This is a genomic window from Alteribacillus sp. JSM 102045, from assembly GCF_041949975.1.
Lineage (GTDB): Bacteria > Bacillota > Bacilli > Bacillales > Marinococcaceae > Alteribacillus.
Map to the genome: position 1 here is coordinate 132021 of NZ_JBHFQG010000004.1, position 14189 is coordinate 146209.

Sequence of the window (14189 nt, forward strand, 5' to 3'; positions counted from 1 at the left end):
TGAGCAGAATGTCAGTGCTGGATTCTATTCTTGAATTTAATGAAAAATTTGTAGAGAAAAAAGATTATGAAAAATACCAGACGAGCAAATTCCCCGACAAAAAAATTGTCATTCTCACATGCATGGATACCCGGCTTTTGGAGATGCTTCCACGCGCATTAAATCTTTCCAATGGGGACGCTAAAATTATTAAAAACGCAGGAGCTATGATCTCCCATCCCTTTGGAAGTATTATGCGGAGCATTATTGTCGCTTTATATGAGCTACAAGCAGAAGAAGTAGCTGTCATAGGGCACTATGGGTGCGGGATGACCGGGCTCGAATCCAAATCTATTTTAAATAAAGCAGAAGATAAAGGAATCGACCTTACAAAAATTGAAGCAGCCTCCTATGCAGGGGTGGATGTAGATAAATGGCTTCATGGGTTTGACGATGTAGAAGACAGTGTGAAACAAAGTGTGGATATTATTAGACGCCACCCTTTATTACCAGAAAACACACCCATTCACGGTCTTGTAATTTCACCGGACACCGGAAAGCTCACTGTCGTAGAAAAAGGTGAATAAATAAATTTTCAATACACACAGATAGAAAAAAGCAAACGAATCAAATAGGCCGGTTCCAGAATTATTGGAACCGGCTGCTTTTTACATTTAATAAGTCAGGAGCATAATAAGCGTCACAAGAGCCCCGCGCCAGCGCATGTCTTTTTCATTACGTCTCGCCGTGGAGTGCTTGAGTTTTCCGCCTGTAAATCCAGGAGTTAAAATAAAAGAATGCAGTTGGAAGTCCGCTGAAGCGGATGAATCGATTAGCAGTAGATTTCAAATCAGGATTAGTCTGCACTTTATCATCAGCTAAATATATAGCAACTATCCCTTTGCTAATCATATAATGAAATTTAGCGTCAGGGAGAATGGACACACTTTTGACAGCTTGCTGTTTAAAATGCCGAACCCTTTCAACCAGTTTTTCTTCATCTGGATAATAAGCACAGAAATTCAGCTCATCATCTCTAAGATCTTCTTCTTGATCAATAAAGTAATCCATTAAAATATGAAGACCTTGTACATAAGGAAAATAGGCTGCTTTAATAGATTGAGCCTGCACCTTTGCTAAATGACTTCTCGAAGCATATGCAGCAAGTGAAAATATCCCTAATGTAGATCCTGCGCAGGCACTAAACTCATACCACGTCATGTCAGGCAGGTTATTATTATGTTTCTCAAACCAATCTTTCAGCAGCGGCTCTCTATCTGCTTTGACTACATGTTTATATACTTGAAGGTCCCGGTAATATGCTGACAGCTCTTCCATTTCACCTTGAGAGTTTTCAAAGCCTGGAAAAGTATTTAACGTCTGCTGGCATGTCTCCACTAATGACTTCAAATATCCTCCGTCTTCTTTTGCCTGGTGGAATTTATAATAATCGTCTTTATCTGCGGATGGATCAAGAGCATGCTTCATCGCTGAATGAAGCATTCGGAAATCTTCTGGATCCTGTGATTTGCTCCAATCGCACAAGCTGTCTAGATAATCACTAATTGTTTGGTAAGCAATAATAAATTGAAGCAGGTCCGTGCGCTTTTCTTCTCTTGTTAGTAGCGCATAAACACCCGCACCTTCACAATGGAAAGCTTTTTTTTCAATACTCCCAAGAGCATGCTGGCGCAGTTCATCATCTGGTATCTTCTCTGCCCTTTTTTTCCACTCTCCTAGAATTTGATGTACTTCTGGGATAACTTCCTTAAAAATACGATACATAAGTGTCCATGTTTTCGTTGGTACCTTCACAAGGATCCTCCTTTATTATTTCACATGCTATAGTCGTTGGTGAATGAAATTCATCATAAAGCGAAAGACTTCTTCGCGTTCCGGTTCGTTCAGCAGTTCATGATAAAGACTTTTCCATTCTTTCATAGAACGGTCGGCAATTTCCAGCCTATTAAACCAGCGGTGGGATGCATGCTTATCCACAATATAATCTTCTCCAGCCTGCATGACCAAAAGTGGTATGTTCGGAAACCTTTCTGCTTCAAGCAAGCTTCGTTTCATTGCTTTTAATGTTTCTTGATACCATCTGGCTGTAACAACGGAAGTATTAAATTCGTCTTTCTCATAGGCAGCACGCGCTTCAGGGTCACGTGTTATACGTTCTGCTTGCAGTCCCGATTTAGCTGTTAAAGTTGGGGTGATTCTATGAAACATTCTCGTGGCGACATCTGCCAATCTATTCGGGTATTCATATAAGCCTAGACAAGGAGAAGATAGTATAACCCCTTTTACCGGCATATATTTTTCCATTAAAGCACGTATAACGATAAGTCCCCCCACACTGTGCCCGAAAATAAAAACAGGGAGTTCATAAGACGCCGCTTCTTTATACCAGGCGTATAGAGCATCTATGTATTGGTCAAAGTGGTCGATATGCCCCCTTTTTCCTCTTGTCCTGCCATGTCCTGGCAAGTCACCGCTGACGACATGAAATCTTTGCTTATTCAGGTATTGAATGACCCAGCTATAACGGCCGTGATGTTCTCCTGCTCCATGAACAATCAAGACAGTTCCTCGAGCACGATCACACATCCAGTTTTTCATCATTTTCTAAAACCTGCCTTTCCCAACAACCATCCATTACCCTTCTTATCATAGAGATTGCTCTATTCATTTTACTACTTTTTTTGCTAAACTTACATTAGATAATAGGAATTTACTAAAAAGTTGGGAGGACATGTGATGATCTATTCATATAAAGGAACATCCCCAAATATAGCTAAGTCCGCATACATTGCGGATTATGTTACAATTACCGGCGATGTGTCTATTGGAGAGGATTCAAGTGTATGGTTTAATTCAGTCATTCGAGGAGATGTAGCCCCTACGGTAATAGGCAACCGAGTCAATATACAAGACAATTCCGTCCTGCATCAAAGTCCAAAAAACCCGCTCATTCTCGAAGACGATGTTACTGTCGGCCACATGGTCCTTTTACACAGCGCCATTATTCGAAAAAACGCTCTGATCGGTATGGGAGCACAAATACTTGACGGTGCTGAAATAGGCGAAGAAGCTTTCATAGGAGCCGGCAGCCTCGTCCCACCTGGAAAAACGATCCCGCCAAGAACACTAGCCCTCGGACGCCCTGCAAAAGTCGTTCGCGACCTTAACGAAGAAGACTTCCAGGAAATGCAAAGAGTCCGAAACTCGTATATAGAAAAGGGAAAATACTATAAAGAAAACTCGACGATTGACGAGCCTGAAAGGCGATGACAGAGGCGTAGTTGCACTTATACTATCTTTCTAATCATTCTTTTAAGATAGTATAAAGAAAACTCATCGAGTGCCAAGCCGTAAGGCGCCGGCAGAGATGTAGTTGCACTTATACTATCTTCCTTTTATTCATCCAAGATAGTATAAAGAAAACTCGCCGATTGGCGAGCCTCAAAGGCGATGACAGAGGCGCAGCAGCCTATACTATGTTTTAAATAGAGGCAAAGCCAAATCGTTTAAAAGAGGCTTAGCTTTTCTTTCAGTTACATATATTGCAGGCGGCACATGAAACTGTTGTTTTCCTCGTTGGGTAAAAATAAAACCCGCCATTGGCGAGTTGAAAGGAAAGCTTGTCCTTAATGTTTATGTGGAAGATCAAAAACGAGAAACGCATCATAAGAAATATCAAAAGTGCCGCCAGTAGTGCTAAATATAATAGCCAAGGTTAAGAATAAAGCAGAAATTATTGTTTTCATACTACTTGTCACCTCCCCTAACTTCTAACTATGTCGTGGTTCTATTTGAGTATAAAATATGTTGAAAAAACGTGAATTTTGGCTAACGACGTTTCTTATTTCATTTTTCCGAAATTTTCTACTTCCTTCTTCCATTCTCTTCGATTATGATAATTATAGGCATATACGGGGAGGGGACGAAAAAATGGATTTTTCCAGAGTGGGAAAAAAAATTCAAGAGTTAAGAAGGTATCATAGTTTGACACAAGCTGACCTTGCTAATGGAATCTGCACGCAAGCTCAAGTGAGCAAAATTGAAAACGGCACTATCATACCTTACTCCAACACCCTTTTTCAGATTTCCGAGCGTCTTGGAGCCGACATGTATTACTTTTTTGAAGAAGCTAGATCGGACAGGCCTGATTATGTAGAAGAAGTGTTCGAGCAGCTGAAAGAATTTCGGTTTAACCAGGAATACAAAGAAATTCGTTCTATTCTTCAGTATGAAAAAGCCAATCCCCTTTTCCAGCAAGGCTACTATAAGCAATATATGATGTGGCATGAGAGCATCTGTCTTTACCACCTGGATCGAAAAACAGAGGAAGCTGTCCAATTAATAAACGAGGCATTCAGTGTGGATGACAATCCTACATTTACTGAACGTAAAGGGGAAATGATGAACACGCTGGCTATCTTTTATGACCTGGAAAAAGATTATAAAAAGGCTTCAAAAATATGTAAAGAAGCTCTCTATAACCTTCACCAGCTAAAACGAATTAAAAATGTCTCTATAGAACTCCGCTTAATTTATACACTTACGAAATCGTTAACTAATCAAAAGCAGTACGAGAGCTCAGTATTTTGGTGTGAAAAAGGCATTAAACGCTGCATTGATTCCAACAACATGTATGTTTTCGGCGAATTGCTTTATCAAAAAGGAAGAAACTTAATATTTCTTGATAAAAAAGAAGAAGGTGCTAAAAGCTGGAGCAAAGCGCTCGCTGTCTTTGAGGTCACATCCCAAAAGCATCTGGCTGAGATTGTCAGAAAAGAATTACAGCAAATCAATGCCGAAGGAACATTCGAAGATTTAATTTACGAATAATTAGAAAACTCTGCTTGTCATTTAAAAGGTAACCGGCTAAAGAAAAATTGCAGATTGACACGCCTGGAAGGGGATGGCAGTGGCGTTAGTTGCACTTATACTATCTTCCGATTATATTGTCCATTTGATAGTATTAAAAACACCACGCCCTGTGACAACGGCCGCATTAGTACGTCCTGTACGTTGAATGCCGTAGTTTTAACTTATACTGTTTAGAAATAAAATCTCTTATACTTTTATACAGTGCAAGAAAAGAGCCTGCACCCGCTGAAAAGCGATGTCAGGCTCTCTCTTTTTATTATTTTACTTCTGCTGCCATTTGTTTCAATACATCGGCTTTATCGGTTGTCTCCCAAGGAAGGTCGATGTCCGTGCGGCCAAAATGTCCATAAGCAGCAGTCTGCCGGTAAATCGGCCGGCGCAGATTCAGCATTTTAATAATGCCCGCCGGACGCAGATCAAAGTTTTCACGTACTAGCTTAACGAGCAGGTCTTCAGAAACTATTCCTGTTCCGAACGTTTCAATGGAAATGGAAACAGGCTCAGCTACCCCAATAGCATACGCAAGCTGGACTTCGCACTTTTCCGCCAGTCCTGCCGCCACAATGTTCTTGGCAACATAACGAGCAGCATAAGATGCAGAACGGTCCACTTTAGTAGGATCTTTGCCGGAAAAAGCACCGCCGCCATGCCTTGAATACCCGCCATACGTATCAACGATGATTTTTCTTCCTGTCAATCCAGCATCTCCTTGAGGACCGCCAATCACAAAGCGACCGGTTGGATTGATGAAATACTTTGTTTCTTCGTCTAGTAAGTGAGACGGCACTACCGGTTCAATAACATGTTCTTTTAAATCCCGGTCAATTTGTTCTAATGTCACATCCGCATGATGCTGCGTAGAGATAACAATGGTCTCGACACGCAAAGGAGCACCGTTTTCCCCATACTCCACAGTCACCTGCGTTTTCCCGTCCGGGCGTAAATAAGGAATGATTTCATTTTTTCGTACTTCTGTAAGTCTTCTGGCCAATTTATGAGACAGTGAAATAGGAAGAGGCATGAGCTCTTCTGTTTCATTATCGGCATAACCAAACATTAAACCTTGGTCTCCTGCACCGATAGCTTCAATCTCTTCATCTGTCATCTGACCTTCTCTTGCTTCTAATGCCTTGTCCACACCTTGAGCAATGTCAGAAGATTGTTCATCAATAGAAGTTAATACCGCGCAGGTTTCATAATCAAATCCGTATTTTGCGCGTGTATAACCTATGTTTTTTAACGTATCTCTGGCAATTTTTGGGATATCGACATAAGTAGAAGTCGTGATTTCACCAGCTACCAGTACTAATCCCGTGTTAACTATTGTTTCACACGCTACACGAGCATTAGGATCCTTTGTAATAATTTCATCTAGAATTGCATCTGATATTTGGTCACAAATCTTATCAGGATGCCCTTCCGTGACCGATTCTGAAGTAAATAATCTTCGTCCTGCAGTTGCCACGTGTACTGCCTCCTTTACCAAGTTTGGTATTACGGCACTCATACCCTGATACATATTAAGACGAGAAGGAGAAAAAATTTCTGTAAAAAATACAAAATCCCTTTTCCATGGCGAGGAAAAGGGATAGTAGCCGTTCACCTTTTTCGCCTCTTATCTTCCAAGACGATATCCGTCTTTCCAGGTTAGCACCTTTGCCCCTCCTTTTGTACGGGGATGGTTGCCGGGCTTCACAGGGCCTGTCCCTCCGCCAGCTCGGGATAAGAGTATCCGTTCGCGAAATATCATAACGCAGTTAACTGTTTCTGTCAAATGAATCACTTTTTATTTCGCAGGCTCCAGAAGGACATTTCTCTCCTAGTAAAAGATGACGATTTTTTGCAATTTGTTTATAAACCTGCTCTCCAGCCCAATCTGCTCCGGGAAAATATAAAAGGGGTGTAAATATTTTTCCCGCTGGAAATAATTGAAGGATTCTTTTTACAGCAGCAAACCCTGTATATAAATAGGTACCTTCTTCAAGAAGATGCATTTCCTGCTGAATTCTATCTTCTTTTAAAAAGGGGTATTCTTCTAATATAGAAGGATCTTCAATCGAACGCCATGTTAAGACCTGGTGTTTGTCCCACTTTTCTATCTCTTGTTTTGTTTTTTGGCACAATGTGCATGCTCCATCATAAAAAACCACAAAAACCTTATTTGAAATTGTCACTGTACCATCTCCTTCATAGGTTAAACCCATTCTAACACGTGAACTCACTCAAAAATAACGACTGGCTTTTAAAACAGTAAAATGAAAATTATCGTTTTTGTATAAATCTTTTAACAAAATTTGCGAATTAGTATAGACTAAATAAATAAATGTGTTATACTAATTCATAATTAAATGATCATTATTAATCAGAGAAAGGGTTTTGCCGCCATGACGACGATTCATTTTTCAAACGAGCTATCCGAGCTTCTTCATGGAGGAAATGTGCTTCAAGATCTGCCAGTATCTAGATTGATTGAAAAATCCCTGCAGCGTAATGAGGGGGTATTAACGTCTAACGGCGCTTTAAGCGTAGAAACCGGAAAATATACGGGACGGTCTCCAAAAGATAAATATATTGTTGATGAATCTTCAGTTACCAATCAGATTGATTGGGGCCCTGTAAACCAGCCAATCAGCAAAGAGGTTTTTTCCTCCCTTTATAAAAAAGTCATTGAGCATCTTAAAGAGAAAGAAGAATTGTTTGTAACTCGTGGTTATGCCGGTGCAGACCCAGCTTACCGCCTGCCTATTCAAGTTATTAATGAATACGCCTGGCATAATGTGTTTGCAAGACAATTATTTATCCGGCCTGAACAGGAAGACTTGAATAAGCATAACGCTGACTTTACTATCATCGCAGCTCCTAACTTTAAAGCGGACCCTGAAGAAGATGGGACAAAATCAGAAACCTTTATCATCATATCTTTTGAGGAACGAATCGTTTTAATTGGCGGAACAGAATATGCCGGAGAAATGAAAAAATCTGTGTTTTCGGTGATGAACTTTCTGCTGCCTGAACAAGAAGTCCTTCCGATGCACTGTTCTGCCAATGTTGGAACAGAAGGAGATACGGCTCTCTTTTTCGGATTGTCAGGCACAGGGAAAACGACATTGTCTGCGGATCCAAACCGGAGCTTAATTGGTGATGACGAACATGGATGGTCCCATAATGGCGTATTTAATATTGAAGGCGGCTGCTATGCAAAATGTGTTAACCTGTCTCAGAAAAAAGAACCGCAAATTTGGAATGCGATTCGGTTTGGTTCTGTTTTAGAAAATGTTTATGTAAACGAAAACACGGGCGATCCCGATTACGACAACACAGATTTAACAGAAAATACGAGAGCGGCTTACCCAATAGAAAACATTCCAAATACACTACAACCAAGCATGGCCGGCCATCCATCAGCTATTATCTTTTTAACAGCTGATGCGTTCGGGGTTCTTCCGCCTATAAGCAAGCTAACAAAAGAACAAGCCATGTATCATTTCTTAAGCGGATACACAAGTAAACTTGCAGGTACAGAGCGCGGCATTACTCAACCTGAAGCTACTTTTTCTACTTGCTTTGGTTCTCCTTTTCTTCCGCTTGAGGCGTCCCGATATGCAGAAATGCTTGGAGAAAAAATCCTCCAGCACGATGTTAATGTTTTTCTAGTTAACACAGGCTGGTCCGGGGGTCCTTATGGGATCGGTAAACGAATGAACCTTCCTTATACTAGAGCAATGATTCAGGCGGCATTGCTTGGAGAATTAGACGGGGTAGAAACGACAGAAGACCCAATATTTGGTGTTCATATTCCTCTACACTGTCCTGGAGTCCCAGACGAAGTCCTGCAGCCGCAGGAAACTTGGAATGATAAAGAGGCATATCAGCAAAAAGCAAAAGAATTAGCCTCAAAATTCCAGAAGAATTTTCAAAAGTTTAAAGACGTACCAGACCATGTGAAACAAGCAGGCCCCAGAGTGCTGACACCAGAAACCGCCGAATAATAACCTGCTTTAAAAAGGAGCAGCTGTCATAAAAGCCCTTACATGGTAAAAAGCCGGTCGTGAAACGAAATTACGTCCGGCTGTTTTGCTTGTTTTTTCTCTTTTCTGCAGGCGGTGTGATTGCGCTTAATCAGAAAATTGGCAACGGTACTCAACGTGACTTCGATACCGGACGCCAATACCCCTTCTTGGTTACACTGCATCATTGACACTCCAGCACTGGGTTTCAAAACCTCTTCTTTGATGACCGGTTCACCTTTCTTTCTCCTGTCTCGGGTTTCAAGCCCATTGCCTGGCAAGGAGGCGTAAATACTGAAAGAAAACATATAGCTAAGTAAAAGGCCTACCCCTCAAGTACTTTCTAGATCTATTTTGATTTTTTCAGCTGTGATTCTTACCATCCATCCATTTAATCATCTCAGAGATCGCTTTTTGTCGGACTGGTGGAAGAAAATGATGGGGCATGTTTGGGTACACCTGCTTTAACACCGGGAGGCCGGCCGCTTTTAAATAAGCTTCAAGCCGATGCGCATGCTCCACCGATACGTGTTCGTCTTTTTCTCCATGCAGAATGAAGACAGGTGCTTTTAGGTCACCTATTTGTTTCAAAGGGGTCCGCCATTCATATTCGAGGGGGCGTGTTATTGGATCTCCTCCTGTTACTCGTCTTAACATTTTTCTTAGGTCAGATCTTTCTTTATACGTAAGAGTCATATCGCTCACTCCGCTCCAGCAGACAATAGCAGAAGCTGTTTTTTTCATACCTGTAAATAAAGCCATAACGGCTCCACGTGAAAAACCAACAATGTGAAGAGGCTTTCCTTTTGTTTCCTCAAGCGCTGCAAGCACGTCAAAGCCGTTCATTGCATCTTCGCGGTCGTACCCGCAGAAGTCTTCTTGCCCTTCTCCCCCTTCATTTCCTCGGTAATACGGAGCGAACACCACATATCCATTGTGTGCTAATTCCGCAACCCACTCTTTTTTTACCATTCCAACCTTTTTCAAACCACCCCGGAGATAAAGAATTCCGGGAAGAGTTCCAGTTTCATTTGGAACCCCTAAGCAGCCTTTGACTGCATATTTTCCGCTTTTATAAGCCACTTCAAAAAGGTTGATATTATTGATGCTGCCTAGCTTCTTTTTTTCTATCATTTTTTTCTCCTTTTTCTAGGAACGGGATACCAGCCCTGTTCATAAAATGTAAAATCAGCCGCTGTATATAGGAGGAAGAAGAATAATGACTAAAAATATGTTAACTGCACTATTGTGCTTCTTTATGTTTATAGGAACATTAACAGCTTGTAGTTTTCAAAAAGAAACGACAGAAACGATTCGTCTAGCTGAAGTCACACGATCTATATTTTACGCTCCGTTATATGTCGCCATAGAAGAAGGATATTTTGAAAAAGAAAATCTCAACATAGATCTTACCACTACTTGGGGCGGAGACAAAACCATGACTTCCTTATTATCGGACGGAAGTGATGTCGCACTAGTCGGGGCTGAGACATCGATATATGTGAATTCTCAAGAACCGGCTGAGCCAATTATTAATTTTGCCATGCTCACCCAAAGCGATGGAACCTTTTTAATGGCTAGAGAAGAAACAGCAGAGGAATTTGATTGGGAAGATTTAAAAGGAAGCACATTTCTTGGTCAGCGTAAAGGCGGAATGCCTCAGATGACAGGAGAATTCGTATTAAAAAAGAATGGTATTGACCCGCACAATGACCTGGACCTGATCCAAAACATTGATTTTGCAAATATCGCCAACGCGTATGCTTCTGGTACTGGAGAATATGTACAGTTATTTGAACCACAGGCTACCTTATTTGAACAAGAGGGGCTCGGAAACATTGTCGCTTCGTTCGGAGAAGAATCCAGTGCCGTGCCTTACACTGTGTTTATGGCAAAGAAAAGTTATTTAGAAGAAAATGAGGACACTGCCGAACGCTTTACTCGTGCTATTCACAAAGCACAGCAATGGATCTACAACTCAACTCCAGAGGAGATAGCTGAATCGATAACACCTTATTTTGACGACACCCCAGAAGGAATTATTGCTGATGCAGCAAAGCGTTACCGCGACCAAGAATCCTATGCTACAACACCAGTACTAACAGAAGAAGCATGGAATAACCTTCAAGATATTATGGATGAAGCAGGCGAACTGCCGGAACGATCTGAATACAACGAGTTTGTTAATAACACATGGGCTGAAAACGTTATGAATGACTAAGAAGGAGCGTTTTACATGCTTTCTTTAAAAGACGTTGAGAAAGTGTATTTAACCGATAGCGAAGCCGTTCAAGCTGTATCATCTATTCATTTAACCGTAGCAGGCGGTGAGTTTGTATCATTCATTGGACCAAGCGGCTGCGGCAAAACTACAGTACTATCGATGATTGCCGGATTGTTTAAACCGACATCCGGCAAAATTTTAATGAACCATAAAGAAATTACAGGCCCTACAAAAGAGACTGGATATATGCTTCAAGAAGATTATCTGTTTCCGTGGCTTACTATCCAAAAAAACATAGAGCTGGGATTGATTATTACTAATTTATTCAATGAAAAAACGAAAAAAGATGCCATGGATCTTTTAAGCGAATTAGGGCTTGCCGATAAAGCTGATGCTTTCCCTTCAGAACTCTCTGGAGGCATGAGGCAGCGTGCAGCACTTGTAAGAATGCTCGCTCCTAAACCTTCTCTTCTCTTACTAGACGAACCCTTTTCCGCATTAGATTATCAAACCAAGCTAAAATTGGAAGACTTAGTTTATTCCACTCTAAAACAGCAGAAAAAAACAGCCATACTCGTTACACATGACCTTAGTGAAGCAATAGCGATGTCGGATCGGATCTTTCTATTCAGCAGCCGGCCTGGTACCATCCATCGTGTTTTTGACGTGCCTGAGGTGTTTAAAGAAAAACTGCCATTAGAAGTTAGAAACGATCCAAATTTTCATCCATTCTTCCAAAAAGTATGGAAGGAGCTGGAGACAGTTGAAGACCAAAACACAAACACTTCATAGCCGCTACCTGCAAACGAAACGAAAAAATAAACGCCGGGTTATAAGCTGCCAGTTCATTTTATTGGGAATATTCTTTTTAAGCTGGGAAATTTTCAGCAGAATGCAATGGTTAGATCCGCTTATTTTCAGTATGCCTTCTAAGGTTTGGAACTTAATGACTGCTAAAATCGCTGATGGCACACTGCTAACGCACGCTTCTATCACTCTTTCTGAGACCATAATTGGTTTTATATTAGGAACTGCTGGCGGCACTTTAATTGCAGGTATTCTTTGGTGGTCGCCTTTTTTGTCAAAAGTTTTAGATCCCTATCTAGTCGTACTAAATTCCATGCCTAAAGTAGCGCTCGGACCTATTATTATCGTTGCTTTTGGCCCCGGCATGACTTCTATTATCGCAATGGGAGTTCTGCTTTCTATCGTTATCACTACTTTAGTTGTATACAATGCATTTCTTCAGGTTGATGAAAATTATAAAAAGGTGCTGCTTACCTTTGGGGCAAACAAAAAACAACTCTTTCATTATGCTGTTTTACCTGCTTGTTTTCCAACAATTATATCAACGTTAAAAGTTAATGTAGGGCTTGCCTGGGTGGGAGTTATTGTAGGCGAATTTCTCATCGCTAAACAGGGGCTGGGTTATCTCATTATTTACGGATTTCAAGTTTTTCAATTCCAGCAAGTGATGATGAGCTTAATCGTAATAGCTATATTAGCTGCCGTTATGTATAAAGCCATTGAATCTTTAGAAAAAATTCTTATAAAACGAGTTAGTAAAAGTTAGCATACCCTAATTAAACCCTCGTTACTAAACGAGGGTTTAAGCTTTTTTTGTGATATCTTTTTTTTCTAAATAGGAGAGAGTATGCGGCAGCACTTCATCTTTCATAATAAAGCTGTACGAGTTGTTATATTTTATATTATGAGGGAGTGTTTGTATTAATACGGGCCCTTTTGTTTCCATATAGTCATCTTTTGGTTCCATTTCCTTTATATCAGCATAATAAATATTTTTTACTACCGTTTCTGCTTTACCGTAAACCTTGTATTGGCCAAGTTGAACGATGTACCCTACTTTTCCTCCTGTTTCTTCCCATACTTCTCGTATAGCTGCATCTTCTGCCGATTCACCAGGTTCTACTTTCCCTCCTGGAAATTCCAGACCTCTGCGGGGGTGATGGGTTAAGAGCCATTGTCCTTTGTATCGGCAGACTACCCAAACATGACCAGGATTGTTGGAAAAAGGAACATTTTCAAAAGCAAGGTGAACTTTATTTTGATAATAGTCGAGAAAGGTAATCTTCTTCATTCTAATCGTCCTCGTTTTTTACATAGTGTAACCTTGTCGTTTGCTTCTGTATTGTTTGTTCCCTTATTACACGTTATTCCTCACTTAAAGTTTAACATTTCTAAGAATCTTTGATTTCTTTATATATTTTTTCCGCTAGTTTTTTTGACCACTCCATTTGGTCATTCTTTCGGTACATAAATTCGTTCAGCAGCTCTTCCCCTGAATAACCATCTTGAACTATTCCTTCTAAAATGAGATTTGAAACATCATCTTTACCGGCTGCCATTTTAGCATCAATCATTAAACTGTAATTTTCACTTAAATCAGTGAGCTGACGTATGTTTCCTGTCATTAAAGCTGGTTCATTGCTTCGTTCCGTAATAATTACTTCAAAAACTAACTTTTGATTTTTTATTTCTTTTAGAAAGTCTTTTTCTTCTGCTGGAATCACGGCTTCTATAAGCCAGGAGCTGTTGCTTTCTTCGCGGTTAATAATAAGCCCGTCCTGAAGCGGAACTGACCGGTGAATCACTTTATTCTTTTCCATTAAAATAATTTGCAGAGATATTAATCGGAATGTTTTCATTGTTTTCCTCTCTTTTGCGAACAATTCTTCTTTTAAAACAGGAAAGGCTGCCCCAAAGATACCTCTTTTGTGACAGCCTTTTGACATTGTAAATATCCGTCAATAATGTGTGAAAACCTTCTTATTTTCAGTAGATACTTGTCACAATGTGCCTTACACGTTGTTGTCTGCCTATCTCTCTGCTTCTAAAACAGGGCCTTTCCCTACTAATCTGCCATTTTCCCTGCATTGACGATCAGCCATCCATTCAATAAATAACGTTTCTTCTTCTGTTAAAGTGCGGCCAAGTTTACTCTCACATTCCTCACGAAGCTCTTCCGTATAACATTTTTGCATGATAAACAGGGCTCCTTTTTGTACGTACAGAATGTTTAATTTTACGAATTAACCAGTTTTCCTTGTCACGGCCTGTCATCTACA

At 40.5% G+C, this 14189-nt stretch carries 16 protein-coding genes and 1 riboswitch; of the genes, 7 read left to right on the forward strand and 9 right to left on the reverse strand.

From position 1 onward, the window contains the following. The first annotated feature begins 8 nt into the window (after positions 1–8). Complete coding sequence (locus ACE1TI_RS04455) at positions 9–566, forward strand: beta-class carbonic anhydrase (RefSeq protein WP_375006379.1); 558 nt, start codon at positions 9–11, stop codon at positions 564–566. Positions 567–714: 148 nt separating this feature from the next. On the opposite strand, the gene ACE1TI_RS04460 is transcribed toward ACE1TI_RS04455, so the two are convergent. Beyond that, a complete protein-coding gene (locus ACE1TI_RS04460) occupies positions 715–1794 on the reverse strand; it encodes a tetraprenyl-beta-curcumene synthase family protein (protein ID WP_375006380.1) in 1080 nt (359 codons plus the stop codon). 27 nt (positions 1795–1821) lie between these two features. Further along, positions 1822–2601 (reverse strand): alpha/beta hydrolase, encoded by a 780-nt coding sequence (locus tag ACE1TI_RS04465; protein ID WP_375006381.1) that lies wholly within the window; start codon positions 2599–2601, stop codon positions 1822–1824. Between the two features lie 135 nt (positions 2602–2736). On the opposite strand from ACE1TI_RS04465, the gene ACE1TI_RS04470 reads away from it, so the two are divergent. Beyond that, positions 2737–3270, forward strand: a complete 534-nt coding sequence (locus ACE1TI_RS04470; RefSeq protein ID WP_375006382.1) for a gamma carbonic anhydrase — start codon at positions 2737–2739, stop codon at positions 3268–3270. 660 nt (positions 3271–3930) lie between these two features. Then, on the forward strand, positions 3931–4830 hold the full coding sequence (locus tag ACE1TI_RS04475) for a helix-turn-helix domain-containing protein (RefSeq protein WP_375006383.1): 900 nt from the start codon (positions 3931–3933) through the stop codon (positions 4828–4830). A 298-nt stretch (positions 4831–5128) separates the two neighbouring features. On the opposite strand, the gene metK is transcribed toward ACE1TI_RS04475, so the two are convergent. Together metK and ACE1TI_RS04485 are read right to left on the reverse strand one after the other, a co-directional pair. Next, the gene (metK, locus tag ACE1TI_RS04480; RefSeq protein ID WP_375006384.1) at positions 5129–6337 is read right to left on the reverse strand and encodes a methionine adenosyltransferase; all 1209 of its coding nucleotides are present in this window, start codon (positions 6335–6337) and stop codon (positions 5129–5131) included. 147 nt (positions 6338–6484) lie between these two features. Continuing rightward, a riboswitch (SAM riboswitch) is annotated at positions 6485–6601 on the reverse strand. 28 nt (positions 6602–6629) lie between these two features. Beyond that, positions 6630–7046: a thiol-disulfide oxidoreductase DCC family protein gene (locus tag ACE1TI_RS04485; protein WP_375006385.1), complete on the reverse strand. Its 417-nt coding sequence runs from the start codon at positions 7044–7046 to the stop codon at positions 6630–6632. 210 nt (positions 7047–7256) lie between these two features. Here ACE1TI_RS04485 and pckA point away from each other — a divergent pair, with 210 nt between their 5' ends. After that, positions 7257–8861 (forward strand): phosphoenolpyruvate carboxykinase (ATP), encoded by a 1605-nt coding sequence (pckA, locus tag ACE1TI_RS04490; RefSeq protein WP_375006386.1) that lies wholly within the window; start codon positions 7257–7259, stop codon positions 8859–8861. Between the two features lie 38 nt (positions 8862–8899). Here pckA and ACE1TI_RS04495 read toward each other — a convergent pair whose 3' ends face one another. Together ACE1TI_RS04495 and ACE1TI_RS04500 are read right to left on the reverse strand one after the other, a co-directional pair. Beyond that, a complete protein-coding gene (locus tag ACE1TI_RS04495; RefSeq protein WP_375006387.1) occupies positions 8900–9064 on the reverse strand; it encodes a hypothetical protein in 165 nt (54 codons plus the stop codon). A gap of 178 nt (positions 9065–9242) precedes the next feature. Further along, positions 9243–10013, reverse strand: a complete 771-nt coding sequence (locus ACE1TI_RS04500; RefSeq protein WP_375006388.1) for an alpha/beta hydrolase family protein — start codon at positions 10011–10013, stop codon at positions 9243–9245. Positions 10014–10098: 85 nt separating this feature from the next. Between ACE1TI_RS04500 and ACE1TI_RS04505 the strand changes: the two genes are divergently transcribed. From ACE1TI_RS04505 to ACE1TI_RS04515, 3 genes are read left to right on the forward strand one after another with little or no spacing between them, the layout of a single operon-like run. Next, positions 10099–11100 (forward strand): ABC transporter substrate-binding protein, encoded by a 1002-nt coding sequence (locus ACE1TI_RS04505; protein ID WP_375006389.1) that lies wholly within the window; start codon positions 10099–10101, stop codon positions 11098–11100. Between the two features lie 15 nt (positions 11101–11115). Continuing rightward, a complete protein-coding gene (locus ACE1TI_RS04510; protein ID WP_375006390.1) occupies positions 11116–11895 on the forward strand; it encodes an ABC transporter ATP-binding protein in 780 nt (259 codons plus the stop codon). Beyond that, complete coding sequence (locus tag ACE1TI_RS04515; RefSeq protein ID WP_375006391.1) at positions 11867–12676, forward strand: ABC transporter permease; 810 nt, start codon at positions 11867–11869, stop codon at positions 12674–12676. Before ACE1TI_RS04510 ends, ACE1TI_RS04515 begins: the two co-directional genes overlap by 29 nt. A gap of 36 nt (positions 12677–12712) precedes the next feature. Here the strand turns inward: ACE1TI_RS04515 and ytkD are convergent, their stop codons facing one another. From ytkD to ACE1TI_RS04530, 3 genes are all read right to left on the reverse strand, one after another. Further along, positions 12713–13201: an RNA deprotection pyrophosphohydrolase gene (gene ytkD / locus ACE1TI_RS04520; protein WP_375006392.1), complete on the reverse strand. Its 489-nt coding sequence runs from the start codon at positions 13199–13201 to the stop codon at positions 12713–12715. Positions 13202–13301: 100 nt separating this feature from the next. Then, the gene (locus ACE1TI_RS04525; protein ID WP_375006393.1) at positions 13302–13769 is read right to left on the reverse strand and encodes a YwpF family protein; all 468 of its coding nucleotides are present in this window, start codon (positions 13767–13769) and stop codon (positions 13302–13304) included. A 171-nt stretch (positions 13770–13940) separates the two neighbouring features. Next, positions 13941–14105: a hypothetical protein gene (locus ACE1TI_RS04530; RefSeq protein WP_375006394.1), complete on the reverse strand. Its 165-nt coding sequence runs from the start codon at positions 14103–14105 to the stop codon at positions 13941–13943. Positions 14106–14189: the final 84 nt, after the last annotated feature.